The 20,507-nt window shown below is 29.7% G+C and carries 21 protein-coding genes; 10 read left to right on the forward strand and 11 right to left on the reverse strand.

Annotation, left to right across the window (positions count from 1 at the left end; all coding sequences use genetic code 11):
- Positions 1–3 precede the first annotated feature (3 nt).
- Positions 4–708 carry a pseudouridine synthase gene (locus tag JOP69_RS03525; protein ID WP_203392461.1) on the forward strand — a complete coding sequence of 235 codons (705 nt, stop codon included), beginning with the start codon at positions 4–6 and terminating at the stop codon, positions 706–708.
- 273 nt (positions 709–981) lie between these two features.
- Here the strand turns inward: JOP69_RS03525 and JOP69_RS03530 are convergent, their stop codons facing one another.
- The 4 genes from JOP69_RS03530 to JOP69_RS03545 all read right to left on the reverse strand — a co-directional run bounded on the left by JOP69_RS03530 (position 982) and on the right by JOP69_RS03545 (position 4,221).
- Entirely contained in the window at positions 982–1,167 is a 186-nt protein-coding gene (locus JOP69_RS03530) for a CPXCG motif-containing cysteine-rich protein (protein ID WP_249988778.1), read from the reverse strand.
- Positions 1,167–2,171: an NADP-dependent oxidoreductase gene (locus tag JOP69_RS03535; protein WP_203392459.1), complete on the reverse strand. Its 1,005-nt coding sequence runs from the start codon at positions 2,169–2,171 to the stop codon at positions 1,167–1,169. Before JOP69_RS03535 ends, JOP69_RS03530 begins: the two co-directional genes overlap by 1 nt.
- A 411-nt stretch (positions 2,172–2,582) precedes the next feature.
- Entirely contained in the window at positions 2,583–3,062 is a 480-nt protein-coding gene (locus tag JOP69_RS03540) for an Lrp/AsnC family transcriptional regulator (RefSeq protein ID WP_203392458.1), read from the reverse strand.
- A 76-nt stretch (positions 3,063–3,138) separates the two neighbouring features.
- Entirely contained in the window at positions 3,139–4,221 is a 1,083-nt protein-coding gene (locus JOP69_RS03545) for a M14 metallopeptidase family protein (RefSeq protein WP_252191178.1), read from the reverse strand.
- Positions 4,222–4,662: 441 nt separating this feature from the next.
- Between JOP69_RS03545 and JOP69_RS03550 the strand changes: the two genes are divergently transcribed.
- The 5 genes from JOP69_RS03550 (at position 4,663) to JOP69_RS03570 (ending at position 7,901) form a co-directional block, all read left to right on the forward strand.
- Positions 4,663–5,037 (forward strand): helix-turn-helix domain-containing protein, encoded by a 375-nt coding sequence (locus JOP69_RS03550; protein ID WP_203392457.1) that lies wholly within the window; start codon positions 4,663–4,665, stop codon positions 5,035–5,037.
- Positions 5,038–5,199: 162 nt separating this feature from the next.
- Positions 5,200–5,979, forward strand: coding sequence for a HipA family kinase (locus JOP69_RS03555; RefSeq protein ID WP_203392456.1), 780 nt, complete (start codon positions 5,200–5,202; stop codon positions 5,977–5,979).
- Positions 5,969–6,352, forward strand: coding sequence for a DUF3037 domain-containing protein (locus JOP69_RS03560; protein ID WP_203392455.1), 384 nt, complete (start codon positions 5,969–5,971; stop codon positions 6,350–6,352). The genes JOP69_RS03555 and JOP69_RS03560 overlap by 11 nt, the downstream gene beginning before the upstream one ends.
- Before the next feature lie 48 nt (positions 6,353–6,400).
- A complete protein-coding gene (locus JOP69_RS03565; protein WP_203392454.1) occupies positions 6,401–7,231 on the forward strand; it encodes a mechanosensitive ion channel family protein in 831 nt (276 codons plus the stop codon).
- Positions 7,232–7,385: 154 nt separating this feature from the next.
- Positions 7,386–7,901, forward strand: coding sequence for a hypothetical protein (locus tag JOP69_RS03570; protein WP_203392453.1), 516 nt, complete (start codon positions 7,386–7,388; stop codon positions 7,899–7,901).
- A 97-nt stretch (positions 7,902–7,998) separates the two neighbouring features.
- Here JOP69_RS03570 and JOP69_RS03575 read toward each other — a convergent pair whose 3' ends face one another.
- A complete protein-coding gene (locus JOP69_RS03575) occupies positions 7,999–8,277 on the reverse strand; it encodes a helix-turn-helix domain-containing protein (protein ID WP_203392531.1) in 279 nt (92 codons plus the stop codon).
- Positions 8,278–8,434: 157 nt separating this feature from the next.
- Between JOP69_RS03575 and JOP69_RS03580 the strand changes: the two genes are divergently transcribed.
- The gene (locus tag JOP69_RS03580) at positions 8,435–8,947 is read left to right on the forward strand and encodes a VOC family protein (RefSeq protein WP_203392452.1); all 513 of its coding nucleotides are present in this window, start codon (positions 8,435–8,437) and stop codon (positions 8,945–8,947) included.
- 144 nt (positions 8,948–9,091) lie between these two features.
- On the opposite strand, the gene JOP69_RS03585 is transcribed toward JOP69_RS03580, so the two are convergent.
- The 3 genes from JOP69_RS03585 to JOP69_RS03595 all read right to left on the reverse strand — a co-directional run bounded on the left by JOP69_RS03585 (position 9,092) and on the right by JOP69_RS03595 (position 12,217).
- Positions 9,092–10,951 (reverse strand): radical SAM protein, encoded by a 1,860-nt coding sequence (locus JOP69_RS03585; RefSeq protein ID WP_203392451.1) that lies wholly within the window; start codon positions 10,949–10,951, stop codon positions 9,092–9,094.
- Positions 10,952–11,073: 122 nt separating this feature from the next.
- A complete protein-coding gene (locus tag JOP69_RS03590; protein WP_203392450.1) occupies positions 11,074–11,562 on the reverse strand; it encodes a hypothetical protein in 489 nt (162 codons plus the stop codon).
- A 178-nt stretch (positions 11,563–11,740) separates the two neighbouring features.
- Positions 11,741–12,217 carry an Hsp20/alpha crystallin family protein gene (locus JOP69_RS03595; RefSeq protein WP_203392449.1) on the reverse strand — a complete coding sequence of 159 codons (477 nt, stop codon included), beginning with the start codon at positions 12,215–12,217 and terminating at the stop codon, positions 11,741–11,743.
- Positions 12,218–12,605: 388 nt separating this feature from the next.
- Here JOP69_RS03595 and JOP69_RS03600 point away from each other — a divergent pair, with 388 nt between their 5' ends.
- Positions 12,606–13,256: a peroxiredoxin-like family protein gene (locus JOP69_RS03600; RefSeq protein WP_203392448.1), complete on the forward strand. Its 651-nt coding sequence runs from the start codon at positions 12,606–12,608 to the stop codon at positions 13,254–13,256.
- Between the two features lie 51 nt (positions 13,257–13,307).
- A complete protein-coding gene (locus tag JOP69_RS03605; RefSeq protein ID WP_203392447.1) occupies positions 13,308–13,832 on the forward strand; it encodes a thioredoxin family protein in 525 nt (174 codons plus the stop codon).
- 96 nt (positions 13,833–13,928) lie between these two features.
- Here the strand turns inward: JOP69_RS03605 and JOP69_RS03610 are convergent, their stop codons facing one another.
- On the reverse strand, positions 13,929–14,705 hold the full coding sequence (locus tag JOP69_RS03610; protein ID WP_203392446.1) for a zinc-dependent peptidase: 777 nt from the start codon (positions 14,703–14,705) through the stop codon (positions 13,929–13,931).
- Positions 14,706–14,927: 222 nt separating this feature from the next.
- Here JOP69_RS03610 and JOP69_RS03615 point away from each other — a divergent pair, with 222 nt between their 5' ends.
- Positions 14,928–17,285, forward strand: a complete 2,358-nt coding sequence (locus JOP69_RS03615; protein WP_203392445.1) for an ATP-binding protein — start codon at positions 14,928–14,930, stop codon at positions 17,283–17,285.
- Between the two features lie 138 nt (positions 17,286–17,423).
- On the opposite strand, the gene JOP69_RS03620 is transcribed toward JOP69_RS03615, so the two are convergent.
- A complete protein-coding gene (locus JOP69_RS03620; protein ID WP_252191179.1) occupies positions 17,424–17,939 on the reverse strand; it encodes a GNAT family N-acetyltransferase in 516 nt (171 codons plus the stop codon).
- A 136-nt stretch (positions 17,940–18,075) separates the two neighbouring features.
- Entirely contained in the window at positions 18,076–20,478 is a 2,403-nt protein-coding gene (locus JOP69_RS03625) for a M1 family metallopeptidase (protein ID WP_252191180.1), read from the reverse strand.
- Positions 20,479–20,507 lie beyond the last annotated feature (29 nt).

Raw genomic sequence — 20,507 nt, forward strand, 5'->3', positions numbered from 1 at the left:
TTTATGGAAATCCCTGTAATTTACCAAGATGAGTATATTATTTGTGTTGCAAAGCCCAATAACGTACTCGTACATCACGCGCATCATTCTAGAAATGTTGCTGATGAGCAGTCTCTTTTACAACTGCTAGACGAACAAATAGGTGGAAAATTTTACCCGATTCATCGCTTAGACAGAAAAACATCTGGCATTATTTTACTAGCTAAGGAAACGAAGTATGTTTCTAAGTTTCAAGATTTGTTTACGGCTAACGAAATTCAGAAAACCTACTATGGAGTTGTCCGTGGTTTTTCTCCGGAAACAAAAGTTATTGATTCTCCTGTAAAAGGTAGAGATGCAAACGTACATAAAGAAGCCTTAACACACTTAAAAACGTTAGAACAAGTTACACTAGACATCCCTGTAAAACCATACGATTCTTCTCGTTATAGTTTGGTAGAACTATCTCCAAAAACTGGAAGAATGCATCAATTACGTGTGCATTCTAACAAAATAAGTCACCCTTTAATTGGTGACACAAAATATGGTGATAAAAACCATGATGTAATGTTTGAAGAAAATTTTGGTTGGAAAAACATGTTTTTACATGCTGGAAAATTAGAATTTAAACATCCTTTTACAGAAGAAGAGTTAATCTTAAAAGCTTCTTTTCCCGAAGATTGGATAGCCTTATTTAAAGCTTTTTCTTGGAAAAACCCACATGAGTAGATAAATTGTTTCGCAGAGATTCACAAAGTAAAAATACAGAGAGTCAATGTTTTTTTTTTAATATTCTTTTAGAGAATCTTTGATTTTGTCATTCTTACACAGATAGGAACCTATGCTTCATTTTTGTAGGCTGTTCTTTTATTAATTATTACAAAAAGTTTGCAAACAATCTTAGCCCTGATTGCAGCAATTGTTTGAGCTCTTTTTTATTCTTTTTCTGAATAAAAAAAGCGAGTGCGGAAAGCAGGAAATGGCTTCAAAAAAGATAAAATATTATTGATCTATTGACTGCGCGTTAAAACTAACAAGTTCACCATCCTCAAAAATTGGCGTAATTTCTATGGGATTGCAACAGACTTCGCAATCTTCTATATACGTTTGTTGATGCACACTGCTGTCTAAAATCATTGAGATTTCTTCCCAACAATGTGGACATTGAAAAAAGTGCTCTAACTCCACTACTCTATAACCTTTAACAATAATTTTCCGTTTTTCTCTCCCGTAAATAATCTATTATACGTTTCTTGAAAATTCTCAATGCCTTCGTAAATATCTTCTCGCGACTTTAGCTTACCTTCTTGCATCCAAATTGCCATCTGACTTGCTGCTTTACCAAAATCTTTAGCATAATCCATAACAACCATTCCTTTCATTGTAGAACGCGTAACCAATAAAGATAGGTAATTACTTGGGCCAGTAACTTTTGCTTTGTTGTTGTACTGTGAAATTGCTCCGCAAAGCACCACAGTTGCGTTCATGCGTAACTTACTTAAAGCTGCGTCTAAAATTTTACCACCAACATTGTCAAAATAAACATCCACTCCTCTAGGGCATTTCTGCTTTAATGCGGTGTAAATATTTTCTGTTTTATAATCTATAGCAGCATCAAAACCCAACTCATCTATAATATAATCGCATTTTTCTTTTCCACCTGCAATACCAATGACTCTGCACCCCTTAATTTTTGCAATCTGACCAACAATACTACCAACAGCACCTGCAGCGCCTGAAACCAATACAATATCTCCTTCTTTTATCTTTGCTACTTCTAAAATTCCGAAATAAGCAGTCATTCCAGGCATACCCAAAGTACCGAGAAAAGTTGGCATTGGAGCCACTTTTTCATCTACTTTAAAGCAACCTTTTCCATCTGAAACAATATATTGCTGCACGCCACCCCAACCAGAAACACAGTCGCCTATTTGAAAATTAGGATTGTTTTTGTTTTTAATTACCTTACCAATAGAACCTGCCCGCATAACACTATCTATAGCAACAGGCGGAATATAAGATTTGGTATCATTCATCCAACCACGCATTGCAGGATCTAAAGAAATGTAATGTTGCTGTATTAAAATTTCTCCTTCTTCTAGCTCAGGAACTGGGTTTTCCTCGAATTGCCAAGTGTTTTTATCTGGAGTTCCTTTTGGACGATTTTTTAAGGTGATTTGTTTATTGTTCATTAGTAGTCGTTTAAGTTCTAAAAATAGTATTTTTTAATAATTCAACAAATATAGAAATGTTAAAATTTTAAGGTCTACTAATAATTTGTGTTAGAATACCAAATAAATAAAAGTGGCAGATTCGGATTGTTTATTGCGGAAATAAATAAAGTCCTTGTAGCCTTGTGAAAACGCAAGATACATCTCTTAAAAGTCTAAATAGCCATCACTCCATTCTTCTATGACCACGTACCCTAAAAGTTTTAAATTCCAGCAAAATTATTATCTCTTGAACTTTTCTCCAATTCACTTTTTATATAAACCTCTAAAATATTATGACATCAATAATGTTATTGATAAAAATACAGAATCCATAAAAAAATCCTTATCATATTATTGATAAGGATTTTATATAGTATAAAAAAAAGAAGCTTACAATTGTTGAAAAATTTCGTGCATCATTCTCTTTTTATCATTGATGCTTTCTTCTAAAGCAATCATTGTTTCTGTTCTATTTACTCCAGGAACATCGTCTATTCTATAAATAATATCCTTTGCATCATTAGTACCTTTAGCTCTAACTTTACAGAAAATATTGTATTTGCCAGCAGTAACATACGCTACTGTTACATTGGGTATCTTTCTTAAATCTTCAATAACATTCTGAGTCATAGATGTTTTTTCTAGATATATACCTACATGTGCTATAAAAGAATAGCCCATTTTTTCATAATTTAAGGTAAGTGTAGACCCTTGAATAATACCTTCGTCTTCCATTTTTTTAACACGTACGTGAATTGTACCTGCAGACACTAATAACTGTTTAGCAATATCTGTAAAAGGGGTTCTTGCGTTTTCAATTAACACATCTAATATTTGATGATCAATTTCGTCTAATATAAATTTTTTCATTTTTTACGTATTATTCAAATTACTATGCAAATTTATGAATTTAATTTAATTTAACTAGCACAAAACTGACAAATACTTAAACAATTTTATCTTCGAAAACGATTTCGGAGTGCCCAATCTTGAATTTTAAACTATTTTCATCTACTTTGTTTAATTTTGAAACAAATTTCCCGTCTATAATTTTATCTACATATTGATAAGCAATATCATTTTTAGAGTCTGCATATCGATGAATGATATCATAGAAAATTTTATCGTTATTCGGAATATTAAAATAATCTTCATACGCTATAAAGGTTGCAGAATTAGCAATGTGATGCAATCCTTGTAATATAGAAAAGAATGTATATTTTCTTGTTTCCTCCCTGTCATAATCATCAGGATAATGTCCTGATTCTATTAAAATAGTATTATGTCCTAGCTTCTGAAAGTTATCTCCCGTTGCTGTTGGGTAAAACTCATCTGTATATCTACCAACAAAATTAGGAATCACGTTTTGCAGCATCGTATTCATACTTACTATAACATCCATTGTTGCTATTCTACCTTCTGTAAGACCTCTCGTAATTTCTTCGGATGGTGCTAAAAAAGAAATCGTTGCTGGGTTTTTAGTACCTTCTACACTAAAAATAGTTCTTTGGTCATGTAAATTGAAGCAAAACTGAGGATTGAATTGCTCTAAAACACTGCGTAAAAGCTTACTTTCTTTTGCTTTTCTATTAACAGCATCTCTATTTAAATCTACTTCGTTTGCATTCACTCTTGTATAAGCTTGTGCGCCATCAGGATTTAACATTGGTATAAAAACCAAGGTACATTCTTCTAATATTTTAGTAAAAATACTTTCTGACGAATTTAAAATACAATTAAAAAGGTCGAATAATGCTCTTGTACCTGTACTTTCATTTCCGTGCATTTGAGACCATAATAATATTTTCTTGGCACCATTTCCAATTTTTAATTGATGAATAGGTCTGTTTTCTTCGGAAGAACCAATTTGAGAAACTTCAAACTTAGAAACATATTTAGAAAATAGATTCTCAATGTCTTTATAGGTAATCCATTTTCCATGCAGAGTACTTTCTTTTTGCTGGGCGTAAATATTTTCTAAAAAATTGATTGGTAAAGTATTCATATTCGATGATGTATTTTTTTTCAAAAATAAAGAATTTTTGAAACCTAACGATCATTTATAATTAATCATCTTAATATTAAAAAAGTGATTTTTAATTTAATAAATCACTCTTTTTTAAAGGTGTTTTATTTGAATAATTTTCTCCTATACTCTTATTTACAATTGTTACTAATTTACAAGTTACAATTGTAAATCAACAAAATGTTACAATTGTAAAGTGTGGTTTGGGTTACAAATGTTACTGTTGTAAATTGTAACCTGTAAACTAGTGAATGGTTGTCACAGCTCACTTAAACCTTATAAGAGTTCTTTATGCTTTATTTTTAATTTACTTAATTTAAGTTAATTACATAACTCACTTAAAGTTTTAGTTTAACCATATATTCTGTCTTGTAATTATTTACAATGTTATACTTTGTTACTACTCTTAGATTGTATACATTTGTATAAAGCAATACTTTTACAATGGTAAACATATCTGAATTTACTACTCGATTAAAAAAGGTGATGGAATTTCATCAATTATCTGCCTCTATGTTTGCAGATAAAATAGGTGTACAACGTTCTAGTATTTCTCATATACTCTCTGGAAGAAACAAACCTAGTTTAGATTTTATTCTAAAAGTAACAACAGAATTTAATGACGTAGACATGTATTGGTTGTTAAATGGAAAAGGTAGTTTTCCTAAAAATGTAGAAACTAAAACTGAAACAAGATCAACTTCTGCCGGTACTCCAACTTTACTTAATGACACTTCTTCTTCTGAAGCAGTCGGAAAAAAAATACAACGTATTGTCGTTTTTTATTCTGATGGAACTTTTGAAGAATATCAGAAATAATTAGAAATTAGAAACAAAAAAATATCTGTAGATTTTAATATGCAAATAAAGTTCTCGACTGCGCTCGAACGGACATCCCTGTAATTTGTCGAAAATTTAAGTGATAAATTAAATTAACAGAAAAACATTAAATAACATCTTAAATAGTATAATTTAGTATTTATGAATACAATTGATATTAGAACTGTAAATGTTGTTCAATATTTACAGCCCTTACGAGAAGGTGGTTCTTTACCTGCAATCGTAAAAGCAGATGATGGTTTTTTATATGTGCTTAAGTTTAGAGGTGCAGGTCAAGGTAAAAAAGCATTGATCTCAGAATTTATTGGAGGAGAACTCGCAAGAGCAATTGGCTTACATGTACCCGAGTTGGTTTTTATGAATCTAGACGACTCTTTTAGCAAAACCGAACCCGATGAGGAAATTCAGGATTTATTAAAATTTAGCGTCGGTTTAAATTTAGGACTCCATTTTTTATCTAGCGCCATTACCTACGACCCTTTGGTTTCTAAGGTAGATGCAATCACAGCTTCTAAAGTGGTTATTTTAGATAGTTTGATTAGTAATATTGATAGAACTGCTAAAAACACCAATCTACTAAACTGGAATAATGAACTTTGGATTATTGATAATGGAGCTAGTTTCTATTTTCATCATAATTGGGAAACTTGGGAAAATCACTTAACAAGAACTTTCCCTTTAATAAAAGACCATGTACTTTTGCCTAAAGCGACTCATTTACAAGAAGCTTCCTCAGAAATAAAAGAACGAATCAATGCAGATGTAATCAAAGAAATTATTGCGAACATTCCGGAAGACTGGTTATTGAATGAAGGAGATGTTTTAAATCCAAACGAAATAAGAGCTGCATATACTCAATTTTTAAATGCAAAACTTTCTATGATTGACGAATTAGTTAAAGAAGCCGAAAATGCAAGATAAAGTTACCTTTGAATACGCTATTATTAGATTGGTGCCAAAAGTAGAACGTGAAGAATTCTTTAATGTAGGTGTAATTTTATTCTCTAAACGTAAAAAGTTTTTAGATATCAAATATCATATCAATGCAGACAAGCTAAAAGCAATGGCGCCAGAATTAGAACTAGAAACTCTTAATAACTATTTAAATGCATGGAAATTAATTTGCGACGGAAAATCTGCTGGTGGTAAAATAGGAGCATTTGAAATATCAGATCGATTTAGATGGTTGGCAGCTTGCAGAAGCACTATAATACAGAGTTCTAAAACGCATCCGGGTTTGTGCGAAAATCCGGCAACTACCATAAATGATATTTTTGACAAATATGTTTTATAAAAAATAAAGAAAAAGATAACAAACAGGAAAATTAATAATAAAAACTAGATGGAATTAGTAAAGAAAATTTTAGACTTTGAACTTCTTAGTCTTGAAGAATATAGCTTAAAAGTAAGTACTTTATGTATGGTGCTTTTAATAATACTTTTCACAAAAATGGTTTTATGGTTATTAAAGAAATCTATGTTTAGACATAAAAACGTAGAAGAATTTAACGAAAGAAATACCTATTCTTTATTTCAAATTATAAAATATGTAATTTGGGTGATCGCTTTCGGATTAATCTTAGAAACGCTGGGCATTAAAGTTACTATATTAATTGCTGGTTCTGCAGCATTATTGGTAGGAGTTGGTCTTGGTTTGCAACAAACTTTTAATGATATTATTTCTGGGATTATTTTACTTTCGGAAAGATCGATTAGAATTTCTGATGTTTTAGAAATAGATGGAGATATTGTAAAAATACAAGAGATTGGTTTACGTACCTCTAAAGGATTGAATACAGATGATATTTCTATTATAATTCCTAACTCTTTAATCACCACAAATAAAGTGATTAACTGGAGCCATCAAACACATTTAAACCGTTTTAGAATAGATATTGGGGTGTCTTATGAAAGTGATGTAGAATTTGTAATTAAAATTCTAGAAGAAAGTGCCAGAGAACATTTAGAGGTAGATGCTAAAAAAACCATAGAAGCTAGATTGGTGAGTTTTGGAGATTCTTCTTTAAATTTTCAAGTGTTATTTTATAGCAGTACTATCTTTGGTTCCGACAGAATGAAAAGTGATATCCGTAGAGTTATGAGACGTAAATTCATTGAACATAACATTAATATTCCTTTTCCACAAATGGATGTACACATGAAATCTAATTAAATAAAAGGAAGTTAGAACGGAATATCTTTAACATAAAAAACGATACCAAAAGTTTGATAAAAAAGTACTATATTTTTAATAAAAAGAAGCTTTTAAGTTAAACCTTTATTGTAATTTTATGTCTACATAATAGACTTTAAAATCTTATATCGTCATGTCAAAAAGAAAAAATACAGTTTCATTACAAGTTAGAATTATTCACAGATATTTAGGTTATTTTTTAGCAGGAATCATGTTTGTGTATGCGTTAAGCGGAATTATTATGATTTTTAGAGATACAGATTTCTTAAAAACAGAAGTAATTACTGAGAAAAAATTAGCGCCAAACTTAACTGCTAGAGACCTAGCTCCTATCTTTAAAAAAGGAGCAAAAGTAATAAAGCAAGAAGGAGCTGTATTATACCTAAGAAACGGAAATTACAACCAAACTACAGGTCTTGCCAATATTAAAAAAATGCAATTACCATTTGTGCTAGATAAAATGGAAAAATTACACAAAGCAAATACCAATAGTCCGCTTTACTTTCTAAATATCTTTTTTGGAGTCGCTTTATTGTTCTTTGTTTTTTCTGCTTTTTGGATGTACACACCCAAAATGCCTGTTTTTAAAAAAGGAATGTATTTTGCAGCTGGTGGAATTGTACTAACTATTATTCTATTGTTTGTTTAAAACAAATTGGCATAAATTAATTTTATTGGTTTTATTACTGAATTTAATTCGGCAATAAAACCAATAAAAATTACCAGCATTTAAAAATAGATCGATTTTATTGATTCAAAGTATCTTCCAACCCCCATTCGTCTAAACTTCTTAAAATCACTTCTAAAGACTGGCCTCTTTTTGTTAATTTATATTCCACCTTTGGAGGAACAACAGGATATACTTTTCTAGAAATAAGTCCGTCTTTTTCTAATTCTCTAACAGTCTGTGTAAACATTTTGTTAGAAATACCTGCAATATGTTTTTGCAGTACTCCAGAACGTAAACCACCTTCTAATAAATGAAATAAAACTAAAGGCTTCCATTTTGTACCTATTAAATTCATGGTATAATTTAACGGACATGTATTTTTTTCTATCAAAATGATATATTTATTATATTGATAATCATTATTTTACTCGTTTTGGTAACTATACTACTTTTAGGTAAGTTATTGCTTATAAGGCAAATATAAATTAATTTTGCAACTTAAATTAATTATTATGAATACAAAACAAGAGTATCCTAAGTCATTTTCACATATTGGTCTTACGGTTCCTAATATTAAAGAGGCAGTAAAATTTTATTCGGAAGTAATGGGTTGGTATATTATTATGGAGCCATCTACGGTTAAAAAAGAAAAAAAAACTGCCATTGGCATGATGTGTATTGATGTTTTTGGTGAAGATTGGACCGAATTTGAAATTGCGCATTTGTCTACTTCAGACGGAATTGGGGTAGAATTATTTTCTTTTCCACAAGGCATAAAAGAAGCACCAGAATTTAGTCCTTTTAATACAGGGCTTTTTCATTTTTGTATTCAAGATCCAAATACTGAAGAATTGGTAGATAAAATTGTGGCTTACGGCGGTAAACAAAGAATGCCAATTAGAGAATATTACCCAAAAGACAAACCTTTTAAAATGTGTTATGTAGAAGATCCTTTCGGTATTGTCTTTGAAGTTTACACACATAGTTATGAGTTAACGTATTCCTCTGGAGCGTACGCAAAATAAAAATAAACTTGTCATTGCGAGGCACGAAGTAATCTATTTATTACATACGAGATTGCCACAGTTTACAAAAAAGTAAAACTTCGCAATGACAAATTAAAAAGATGTATTAGAAAACTCGCAATGATGTTTATAAAATAACAGCTTCTATTCCTTTAAACATTCTGCAATCAAATTATTTTTTAGGGTAATTTTCGGAACTTTAAAATCGAAATAGTCGTGTATCGGAATTTCAAATCCCTTGTGATTTAAGTAATTATTTAAAGCAATATTTAAACCTTCACTATATAAGTGATGCTCTGCTCCTGTTGGATCTTCGTGATACAAATCGTTCTCTGCAAAACCTTTAAATTCGGGCCCAATAATATTGATTTCAAATTCATCTGGGTTTTTACCAACCGGACTGTGGCTTGTACATGCAAACTGATGCCAAAATGCAGATTGAATGCAATTGTTGTAAAATAACTGACGTACAACTTCTAAAGAATCAATGGTTTCTTGTGCCGTTTCTGTAGGGAACCCAAACATTAAATAGGCGTGCACCATAATATTTTCATCAGCAAAAGCTTTAGTAACTCTAGCTACTTGCCCAATATCAACTCCTTTTTTCATTTTTGCCAATAACCTGTCTGAAGCAACTTCTAATCCACCGGTTACGGCAATACAGCCAGATTTAGAAAGCAACGCGCATAATTCGGCATTAAAAGTTTTTTCGAACCTGATGTTGGTCCACCAAGTAATGTACACTTTGCGTTCTATCAACTTATTCGCCAATGCTCTTAGCATTTTAGGTGGTGCAGCTTCGTCTACAAAATGAAAACCTGTAATTCCGGTTTCCGAAATTATTTTCTCAATTTTATCCACCAAATCATCTGCCGTTGTATTTTGATAATTGCTGATATAATCTAGGTTTACATCACAAAAAGTACATTTTTTCCAATAACAACCATGAGAAATGGTGAGTTTATTCCACTTACCATCAGACCACATTCTGTGCATCGGATTCATAACATCTAAAAAAGATAAATACTTTGCGGTTGGCAAACCGATATAACTTGGCGCCGGTAAATTCTTATGATGAAAAATAGTATTTGGTTTTTTATCAGCAAATATTACTGTATCATTTTTACAGATATAAGTTCTTTCTAAAGACTCCTCACCTATTTTTCCATCTAAAAATTCGGTGATTCTTAACAACGGACCTTCGCCATCATCCAACGTAATAAAATCTACAAAATCAAAAATTCTAGGATCAGATAAACGCCTTAATTCGGTGTTGCAATAACCACCACCCATTCCTATTTTAATTTCAGGATAATTTTGTTTTATAAACTGAGCACATCGCAAAGCGGAAAATAAATTCCCTGGAAAAGGAATGGTAAAACAGATTAAATCGTAGTTATTTTGTTGTAATTTCTCATCCAACAAATACAACATTTCATCTTCTATCAGCGTAGTTTCGAACTGTAAACAGTCATCTATCTCATCAAAACTAGAAGCGGCTCTACCAATTTGTTCGGCATAGCGTGTAAACGAGAAAAACTCGTCTACATTGGTGTTGATAAAATCGCCCAATTCTTCTACAAACAGCGTTGCAATATGTTTTGCTTTGTCTAAGATTCCTAATTTCCCGAACTCTGTACTTAAATCTTTGTTTAATTTTATACGTCGGTGCCCGTGAGGTAAATAATCTTTATGCACAATTTGATACGCCGCCGTAACTTCTTGTACACGCAAATAATCCATTACAGAATCTACTTTATTTATGTAATCCTCTCTTTGTTTCCAAACTAAAGGCAACTCTTTATTGCCGAGCATTTCTGCTTGTTTAAAAATAGCGTCTATAAATTCTTTGGTAAACACTGCCGTAAACAACTCGATACTTAAATCTAATTGCGTTGTGGGTACTTTTTTAGAATCTAAAAATCCTTTAATATACGCAGTTGCAGGATACGCCGTATTTAACTGAGTAAAAGGTGGTGTTATTAAAAGAGTGTTTATAGACATAAATAAAATAAAGTGCAAAGATACTATCTCATTTATGAACTATAGTTAAAATTGTATTTGCTTTTTAGAAATGATTTTATTCTTTTATAGCTGTGGATACTAATAAAAAAGACGAAACCTATTTAGTTCTCGTCTTTAGGTTTAATAAATTCTGATTGATATTTTTCTAAAAATTTCTTTTGTCTAACAATCATTTGTTGTCTTAATGTATCAATATTCATAAAATCATTACCAAATTCACTTTCAAAAAAATGATCATTAAAAAAATGTTTGCTAAAAAGTGAATCTTTAGAAAACACATTATCAAACCCCTGGTTTTCAAATCCTGAAAAATTTGAAAAAAATCGTGATTTAAAGGATTCTATCAAACTATCTCTATCGGACAATGAGAGATTCTCTAACTTTTTATTGGACGACCAAGAATAAATACTGTCATATTTGGTTAAATTTCCATTTTCATCAAATTCCTTATCAACTTTCCATGTGCCTTTTGGTTCTTCAATTACATTTGTTTTGTTTCCTCCTTTTTCAACTTTTTTAGTTTCATTTTCTTGTCCTTTGCAACCAACACTTAACAAGCCAAGCATAAATAATAAAATATATTTTTTCATCACTTTAAAGTTTAATTTATAATTAATTTAAGGGCAGTCTAAAACTTTTATTCAATCTCCAGATATAAATTCTGCTGATATCATAATATAATTTTAAAGAAATAAATTGATTATTAAGAGGATGCTGAAAAAAATCAGCATCCCTCTTAATATTTGATTCTAAAATTAAGTGATACAATTATAAAATCTGTATGTTTCTTACAGGCTTTTGTTTGGCTTCTTCTTTTTTAGGTAAAAGAATATTTAGAATACCATTGTCATAATTTGCATTAATCTTTTCATCATTAACCGTTTCTGGTAAATTAAAGGTTCTTTTAAAAGAAGAATAACCAAACTCTCTACGGGTATAATTATCTTCCTTGTGTTCACTTTCTTTTTTTGTTTCTGTAGAGATAGATAATACTTGATTATCTAGGTCTATATGAAAATCTGATTTTTTTAACCCTGGAACCGCCATTTCTACTATAAAAGAATCAGCAGTTTCTTTTATGTTTACTTTGGGTAAAGTAATACCAGTATTAAAATTGGAAGAGAATACTGATGGCAGTTCTCTGTTAAAGATGTCATCTAACCAATTTGACAAAGTTAGAACGTTTTGATTTGAATTACTGTTCTCTAAACTTCCATTTTTAGGAACACTTACTAAATTGCTCATAATTATAAAATTTTAAATTAAACATTATTTCAATTATGAAATCTTTTAGACTTCATGGTTTTTTAAACAAAAAAAATACCAAAATAAATTAATTGCTTTTATCTAAAATATTCGATGATATTTTGTCATAATTATGAATAATTGTCATAATTACTTTAGAATAAAGTGACATATTTTCATTTGAATTTCTTTTAAAAAAAGCTTTACATAACGCATAAATCAACACAATGGTAACTATCTTTTCTTTAGCTTTGCGAAAACAGCTTACTTATAAAAGTATTAAGATGATAAATATTTCATTTTAAATATCTAAAAAGAATGAATCTATAAATTCACTCTTTTTAAATTCAATTATTAGTGATGTTTTTGGTAATATAAAAATAAAATAATGAAGAATTTAAGAGCACAAACAGATGCTAAAATTGCAGCAGGAAGAAAAAATAATCCTAATTTCATGAAAGGTGTTGATGCTATAATAACTAAAGCAAAAGCTTTTGAAGAAGGAAAAAATGCGCTAAAAGTTGGAGAAAAAGCACCTAGTTTTGAGTTGCCAAATGCAGAAGGAAAATTAATTTCTTTAGATTCTTTATTAGAAGAAGGTCCGCTTGTAATTACATTTTACCGAGGAGATTGGTGTCCGTATTGTAACTTACAACTGAGAGCTTTACAAGCTAAATTAAACAAAATTAAAGACTTAGGAGCTAACTTAGTTGCTATAAGTCCGCAAGTGCCTGATGGTTCCTTAACGAAAAGTGAGATTAGTGAAATGGATTTTATAGTTATGTCTGATCAAAATGCAAAAATAGCCTCTAAATATGGTGTTGCTTGGGAAGTACCAGAATTTATGGCAGAACACATGCGCGTAGATCGCAATCTTGATTTAGATAAAATAAATAATGGTAATGCTAGTGTATTGCCAATTCCTGCCACTTTTATATTGAACCGCAAAGGCATAGTTACATGGAATTATGTAAATATTGATTATAGAACACGTTCTGAGCCTGATGAAATTATAGAAGCTTTAAAAAAGCTATCTTAGTAAACTATTGATACAGTACAAAAAAACATTTTAAACATTAAAAAAACATCTATGAAAACTAAATTTCTAGCACTTTTTATAACTGCTTTATTCGCTTTTAATCAACAAGTTTCCGCACAAGAAAGCACAAAAAATTTATTAGAAAACGCGCAAGAGATAGCAAAAAAAGAAGGGAAATCTATTTTTATAAAATTTGAAGCCTCTTGGTGTAGTTGGTGCCATAAAATGACCAAAGACATGCAATCTAAAAATACTAAAAAGTTTTTTGATGACAATTATGTAATTGTACCTATTGTTGTTAAAGAATCTGCAAAAAACAAAAATTTAGAAAACCCAGGTTCTCTAGATTTATTAAAAAAGTATGATGGAGATAAAGCTGGCTTACCTTTTTGGTTAATTTTAGATGCTAATTTAAAAGTAATTACAGACTCTAATGATGCTAATAATCAAAATTTAGGAGCTCCAGGAAGTGCCGAAGAAGTAGCGGTCTTTATCAAAAAAATAAAGAAATCTGCCAAAAAGTTAACCCAAAAGGATATCGAGAATATTACAAATCAATTTGTAATGAAAAAATAACACAAAATAAACTTCTTTTTGACTTTAGTAAGAGCCGAAAAGAAGTTTATTTTTATAGTTAAAAGGTATACTTAATCTACCTTTTAAACCATTATCTCATTTCACAAAACAAGCTTCTAGCATTGTATACAATTCTGGATGCTTTCTTTTAAACAACTTAGGTCTTTCAAAAAAATATTCTCCTGCAACGGCTAAAAATTCAATTTCTGAGGTGCCACCATAATTTCGAATATCTGATTTGTCATTATTAATAGCTTCCATTTCTTTATGAATTATCTGTAAATAAGGAATTGTAAATTGTTTATCTAACAAAGCAGCCGGAATGCCATCTATAACCCCATCTGCTTTGTCTAATAAATGAATAAATTCATGAATAGCTGTATTGCCTTTGTCTGTTTTATTTTGAAAACCCAGATGTAATGCCTTTCTAGATAAAATCATTTGATTTTCGAAACGTCCCGTACCTACCAAACCACCTATATTTCTGCCTTCGGTTTTACTGCTAAATTGCAGGTCTTCATCAAAATAATCTGGATAAATTAATACCGTATTTAAATTCGCATAATGCCATGTTGGAAATCTAAAAACAGGAATTACCGCACTGGCTGCAATTAACAACTTATCTAACTCTTCTAGTTTAAAATGAATGGCTTCTATATTTGTTACGTCTAAGAAATAGACCATCTTAGCACAAAACAATTGTTGTTCTTTATGGGTAAGTTTCTTATAGAAAAGTACATTATCTGCTAATATTTGATGCCAAAGCGTTGGAATTACCACTTTTTCTAAAGGAATTATTTTTTCCTTTTTCTTAGGTTTTAAGCTCATATACAAAATAATGAGTAGTATAATAATTGTAATAAAATAAAGCATTGTATTTTTTTAGAAACGGAAATCTACAACATCTCTTTGATTTCTACTATCATAAATTCTCTAAATAATTATAGAGCACTTAAAAACAAACCTTAATAAATACTTTACTATTTAAGACTTTTACTATACATTTAAAATCTAAATAATTTAGAATTTCACTGTGTTAAAATAAATTATTACTTTATAAAACAACACTGTTTTATTTTTCTTAAATAACTAATAATGAAATTTATAAATATTAAAAAACTATTCCTTTTTTTAATTCCTTTGTCTTTAATTAGTTATTTAATTATTCATAATTATTATAGAATAATTACGGAAAATCAACTAGAAATTATTAAAAATGGAGCAGTTAATGATTTAAATTCTAAAGGGATTATAATTAATGATATGTACAGGTCTTTGGCAACGGATATTGATCTTATTCATTGGGAATTCAGTAAAGATTTTGCAGGAGATAATCAACCTAAAAAAGAAAAACTTAAGGAGTTTTTTCTTCATTTATCAAACCTACAAACTACTTACGATCAGGTTCGATTTATTGATACTTTAGGTCTTGAAACGATTCGTGTAGATTTTGATAGCATTAATGCGGCTAAAGTGAAAGAATATGATAAACTTCAAAATAAAAGCAATCGTTATTATTTTAAGAATGCTGTAAAAGTACAAAAAGGTGATATTTATTTTTCTAATATTGATTTGAATATGGAATATGGGAAAATTGAAACTCCATACAACCCGGTGCTTAGAGTTGCAAAAAAAGTATATACACCCAATGGAAAGTGGAATGGCTTAATAGTAATTAACTATTTTATGGATAATTTGTTTCATAAATTGGCTACACAGAACAAGGGAGAATATGCAGATTTTGAGCTTAGAACTGAAGAAGGATTTAGTTTAATCTCTAAAAATAAACGCAGCAACTTTGCTCATATTACGTCAAATTCTGATAGTTTTACATTATATAAAACAGAGAAAAAACTATGGAATGAGATACAGCAACATGCTACTGGTAGTTACACCAATAAGAATTTTATTTATGTCTATAAAAAATTAACAATAGATGATAATAGTATAAAAAACAATTCTTACAAAGACAATAAAGCCCTTATTCTTATTCATAAAATAGACATCGAAAAGATTAAAAAAGACAAGTTTATTTACGTTGCCTATAAATGGATTTCCTTTATTATTATTGTTCTTTTAATTCTATTTCTTTTAATAGGAAATCAATATTACAACTACAAATTACAACTTCAATATAAAAAATTACAACACAAAAACAACCAGCTAGAAAATCTAAAAAATAAGCTACAAGAAACCTTACGCATTAAACTAGATGAATTAAAACTTACCGAAAGAAAATTTTATTCCATATTTAACAATGCAGGTATAGGAATTACATTATTAGATTTGAAAGGGAAACCCGTATTTACAAATAAAAAATTAATGGATGTTTTAGGATACTCTGAAAAAGACCTTACTAAAATGACCTTTTCAGATTTCACACATCCAGATGATTTAGAAAATGATTTGGATAAATTTAATAAATTAATTAATAGAGAAATTGATGCTTATAATATAGAAAAACGATATATACGAAAAGACAAAACGGTTATTTGGGGAGACTTATATGTTTCTTTATTAGTTAATAAAGAAAACGAAATTATAAATGTAATTGGTGCTGTTAGTGATATTACAGAACGTAAAGACGCACAAAAAGAAACTAAAAACCTTAAAAAAATTATTAACAGTCTTAATTATATTGCAAAGGTTTTAAATATTGACTCTGTAGAAAATATTTCGGAAATAAATGAATCTATAAATTTAGTAGCACACATTGAAAAACAATCGAAAGATATTTTAAATGCCAATAAAGCAAGAGAAGAACTTTTGGTGAATTTAGAACAGAAAAACACAGATTTAAACAATTATGCTCACATTGTTTCTCATGATTTAAAAACACCTTTACGTAGCATTTATACTTTACTTAATTGGATTGAAGAGGATTCAGAAAATAAACTTTCAGAAGAAAGTAAAACCTATTCTCAATTAATTCTAGAAAATCTAGAAAAAATGGAATCTTTAATTACTGGTATTTTAAAATATTCTAGCATTGATAATGTAGATATGCCTGAATACGAAATTAATACCTATGATTTGGTAAATGATATTATAAAATTAATAATTATACCAGATTCTGTTGAAATTAAAGTAGCTGCAAATCTGCCAATGATAAGAGGTAATAAGCATAGAATTCTTCAAGTCTTTCAAAATTTGCTACAAAACGCTATAAAAAGCATCGTTACCAAAACTGGTAAAATAGAGATTGGTGTAAAGGAAACTCATCTGTTTTGGGAATTTTACATTAAAGACAACGGAAAAGGTATTGATGAAAAATATTTTAAAAAAATATTTGAATTGTTTCAAAGTATAGACGGTAGTGAAAGTAAATCTGGAATTGGGCTTTCTATCGTTAAAAAAGTAATTCAATTTTATAAAGGAGAAATTTGGGTTGAAAGTGAAGTTGATAGAGGTACCACATTTTATTTTACGCTACCTAAAGCGTCAAACTTGTAAAATATCGCCAACTTTTTTAACCGTATTTTGGGCTTCTTAGTTCTTTTTAGAAAAAAATTAAATATTAAAAATATAGTTTTTGTTATGCCTTATAAAGTAAAAATGTACTAATTCCCTAGCGAATTTTATATTGAGTTTTTAGTATTTTAAATACATAATATGATTAGGGTTGGTATGTGTGTCTGATATTTTAAAATCAAATACTCCAGCAATTTTAAAGCCCATTTTATGATAAAACTTTACTGCCTTTTGATTCTCTGTCCAAACTGCCAACCAAATACCATTCTGATTATTTTTTTTAGATAATTCTAAATTAAAATGAAATAATTGTGCACCTAGCTGCTTACCATGAAAACTTTCTAAAAGGTATATTCTGTCTAGCTTTGTAATGTTTGTATCGGCTATATTTTTGTTGGTAGTATCTAATTCAACTTTAGAAAAACCTGCAATAATGGTATCAATATAAATAAGATAATAATGTACTTTACTGTTTTTTAACTCTGTAAGAATAGTTTCTTTCTGATATGCTTTATCAATATAAAGTTCAATATCTTCTTTAGAAGCACTATGCCCATGAGATTCTAGAAAGGCTTGTTTTCCTGTAGCTATAATAACATCGCAATGCGTTGCGTTTGCTTTTATAATTTCCATCATTTTATTTTGTTTATTACAGTCTAATTTAACCAATAATTTTCATCATTTATTATTCAGATTGGCAATTGGTGCTACTAAATTATTTTTTATGTTTTGGATATCCATTTGGGCTTATAAAAAATATGAATATTTTATACTACAGTAACTTAGCCATTGCTTCCTTAATAATTTCAGTATTTCTAATTTTGTTTGAAGTGTTTTTGGTTTTTTGATCATTTATCATGGTTCTCATTAAGTTAATAACCACTTTATCAAAATTAAAAGATTTGTATTGGTTTCCTTTTACCACCATATCATCTACTAAATTCTGAATAGCTTCAGAATTATTGCTTTCTGAGATTTGTTTAAAGGCTTTTTGATACAAACTTTTTGTAGCATCATCACCAGACAAAAACATACCAGAAACGACACTTTTTGCTATAAAAGGCAATTCCTTTTCGTCATTTTCTTCTATATAAATGCGTGTTAAAGGCGTTGCTAATATTTTTTTAATTTCGTCTGGTAATTCTTTAGATTTTGCAATTGCAGTAGGTTTGTCTATATAATACATCGCTACCAAAGATTTTCCTATTACAGAATATGATTTACTTTCTAATCCTTTTACAAATATCGATTTCAATTCTGGATCTGTTAATTTCCCTAACGTTTCAATTGCTGCAGCCTGTACCAATGTTTTTTTATCATTATTGGCAATTTCCATTATTTTTGAAATGGCATCTTTTTTAGAAAACTTATTAATTAAATCTACTTTTTGTAAGGCCAAAATTCTAATTTTATAAGAAGGGTCGTTCATTGCATTTACAACTGCATTAAAAGCATCTTTTTCTTCTTGTTTCTTAGCTACTTCTAATAAAGCTTCTCTTCTATGTTGATAATTTTCAGCATTTTTTAATTGAAAAACATAATCACTTAACACCTTATTTTCTGTGATTTCACATAACAAAACACCATCTGCATTTATTTGAATTAATGTAGGTTGTTTTGTGTAAGGAAACGTAAAAGAAGCATCATTTCCATTCACAAACACATTATGTCTTGTTTTTTTACCGTCTTCGAAAACATCGATAGCCAAAGGAAATTTAAATTCATTTACATTTAATTGCAAAAGATTAACGGTTACTTTTTTCTGAATGGTGTTATAATCATAAGTAACATCAATTTTTGGGTGTCCAGCTCCAAAATACCATTGATTAAAGAACCAGTTTAAGTCTTTACCAGTAATTCTTTCAAAAACCAATCTCAATTGATGTACTTCTGCAGCTTTGTATTTATTTTCATTTAAATAGGTTTTTAAACCTAAGAAAAAAGCCTCATCACCTAAATAATTACGCAACATGTGCAAAATGGAACCACCTTTATTGTAGGTGACTAAATCGAACATATCTTCTTTATCTACATAATTATAACGTACCAAATGTTTGTCGGTATTTTGACCATTTAAATAAGCCTGACGGTCCTCAAACAAATGCACATCTGCATCTAATTTCCCGTACTTATGTTCTCTCCATAAATACTCGCTATAATTTGCAAAAGATTCATTTAAAGTTAAGTTAGACCAACTTTCTGAAGTTACTAAATCTCCAAACCAATGATGAAAAAGCTCATGTGCAATGGTATTTTCTTGTACATTTTCATCAATTAACTGTCCTGGAGTTTGATAGGCTTGTTCTCCATGAATTACTGCCGTTGTATTCTCCATAGCACCAGAAACATAATCTCTACCAACAATCTGACTATATTTATTCCAAGGATATTCTACCCCTAATTTATCAGAAAAGAAACCAATCATTTCTGGTGTCAATCCAAAAATAGCTTTGGCATATGGAGCGTATTCTTTTTCTACATAATAGTTTACAGGAATATTTTTGTATGAGTCTTTTATAACTTCATACTCTCCCACTCCCATAAAGAATAAATAAGGCGCATGTTTTTGATCCATTTTCCAGTAATCGGTTCTATTAAGACCGTTTTTGGTAGAACTCTCTAATTTTCCGTTAGATAGTGTGACAAATTTATCTGGAACGGTAATATAAATTTCTTCTGTGGTTTTTTGATTCGGACTATCAATCGTTGGAAACCAACAGCTGCTTGCTTCTGTTTCACCTTGCGTCCATATTTGTGTAGGTTTGTTTTTATCCGTACCATCTGCGTTTATAAAATACAACCCTTTGGCATCTGTAATTGCCGCACTTCCTTTCTGTTGTACTTTTTCTGGACGTGCAGTATATTTAATGTAAAGTGTAAATTCTTCGTCTTTGGTATACTCTTTTGGTAAATCAATAATAAGACTAACATCATCATAATTATAGTCTAAGTTCTGATTATTCAATGAAACTTGATGAATAATCATTGCTTTAGCATCTAACGTAATTTTGTTTGTTGCATAAAAATGAGGTTTTGCGGTTACCCAGGCTTCCCCGTTTAATTGTTTTTCGCTAAAATTAAAATCTACTTTTAATTTTGTGTGCACCAAACTGTGAATTTTATCTCTTTCTGGTTTATAGGTTTTATAAGTTTGAGAAAAACTTATTGAACTCATCAATATTAAAAGGAGAAATGAAACTTTTT

The organism is Polaribacter sp. Q13, from assembly GCF_016858305.2.
GTDB lineage: Bacteria > Bacteroidota > Bacteroidia > Flavobacteriales > Flavobacteriaceae > Polaribacter.

What these genes read in the sequence shown, in the direction of transcription:
- JOP69_RS03580 (WP_203392452.1), top strand. Translation starts at nt 8,435, where the DNA reads ATGAATACAAAACAAGAGTATCCTAAGTCATTTTCACATATTGGTCTT.
- JOP69_RS03615 (WP_203392445.1), top strand. Translation starts at nt 14,928, where the DNA reads ATGAAATTTATAAATATTAAAAAACTATTCCTTTTTTTAATTCCTTTG.
- JOP69_RS03560 (WP_203392455.1), top strand. Translation starts at nt 5,969, where the DNA reads ATGCAAGATAAAGTTACCTTTGAATACGCTATTATTAGATTGGTGCCA.
- JOP69_RS03525 (WP_203392461.1), top strand. Translation starts at nt 4, where the DNA reads ATGGAAATCCCTGTAATTTACCAAGATGAGTATATTATTTGTGTTGCA.
- JOP69_RS03540 (WP_203392458.1), bottom strand. Translation starts at nt 3,062, where the DNA reads ATGAAAAAATTTATATTAGACGAAATTGATCATCAAATATTAGATGTG.
- JOP69_RS03535 (WP_203392459.1), bottom strand. Translation starts at nt 2,171, where the DNA reads ATGAACAATAAACAAATCACCTTAAAAAATCGTCCAAAAGGAACTCCA.
- JOP69_RS03565 (WP_203392454.1), top strand. Translation starts at nt 6,401, where the DNA reads ATGGAATTAGTAAAGAAAATTTTAGACTTTGAACTTCTTAGTCTTGAA.
- JOP69_RS03620 (WP_252191179.1), bottom strand. Translation starts at nt 17,939, where the DNA reads ATGATGGAAATTATAAAAGCAAACGCAACGCATTGCGATGTTATTATA.
- JOP69_RS03575 (WP_203392531.1), bottom strand. Translation starts at nt 8,277, where the DNA reads ATGAATTTAATAGGTACAAAATGGAAGCCTTTAGTTTTATTTCATTTA.
- JOP69_RS03555 (WP_203392456.1), top strand. Translation starts at nt 5,200, where the DNA reads ATGAATACAATTGATATTAGAACTGTAAATGTTGTTCAATATTTACAG.
- JOP69_RS03610 (WP_203392446.1), bottom strand. Translation starts at nt 14,705, where the DNA reads ATGCTTTATTTTATTACAATTATTATACTACTCATTATTTTGTATATG.
- JOP69_RS03590 (WP_203392450.1), bottom strand. Translation starts at nt 11,562, where the DNA reads ATGAAAAAATATATTTTATTATTTATGCTTGGCTTGTTAAGTGTTGGT.
- JOP69_RS03550 (WP_203392457.1), top strand. Translation starts at nt 4,663, where the DNA reads ATGGTAAACATATCTGAATTTACTACTCGATTAAAAAAGGTGATGGAA.
- JOP69_RS03625 (WP_252191180.1), bottom strand. Translation starts at nt 20,478, where the DNA reads ATGAGTTCAATAAGTTTTTCTCAAACTTATAAAACCTATAAACCAGAA.
- JOP69_RS03605 (WP_203392447.1), top strand. Translation starts at nt 13,308, where the DNA reads ATGAAAACTAAATTTCTAGCACTTTTTATAACTGCTTTATTCGCTTTT.
- JOP69_RS03600 (WP_203392448.1), top strand. Translation starts at nt 12,606, where the DNA reads ATGAAGAATTTAAGAGCACAAACAGATGCTAAAATTGCAGCAGGAAGA.
- JOP69_RS03595 (WP_203392449.1), bottom strand. Translation starts at nt 12,217, where the DNA reads ATGAGCAATTTAGTAAGTGTTCCTAAAAATGGAAGTTTAGAGAACAGT.
- JOP69_RS03585 (WP_203392451.1), bottom strand. Translation starts at nt 10,951, where the DNA reads ATGTCTATAAACACTCTTTTAATAACACCACCTTTTACTCAGTTAAAT.
- JOP69_RS03570 (WP_203392453.1), top strand. Translation starts at nt 7,386, where the DNA reads ATGTCAAAAAGAAAAAATACAGTTTCATTACAAGTTAGAATTATTCAC.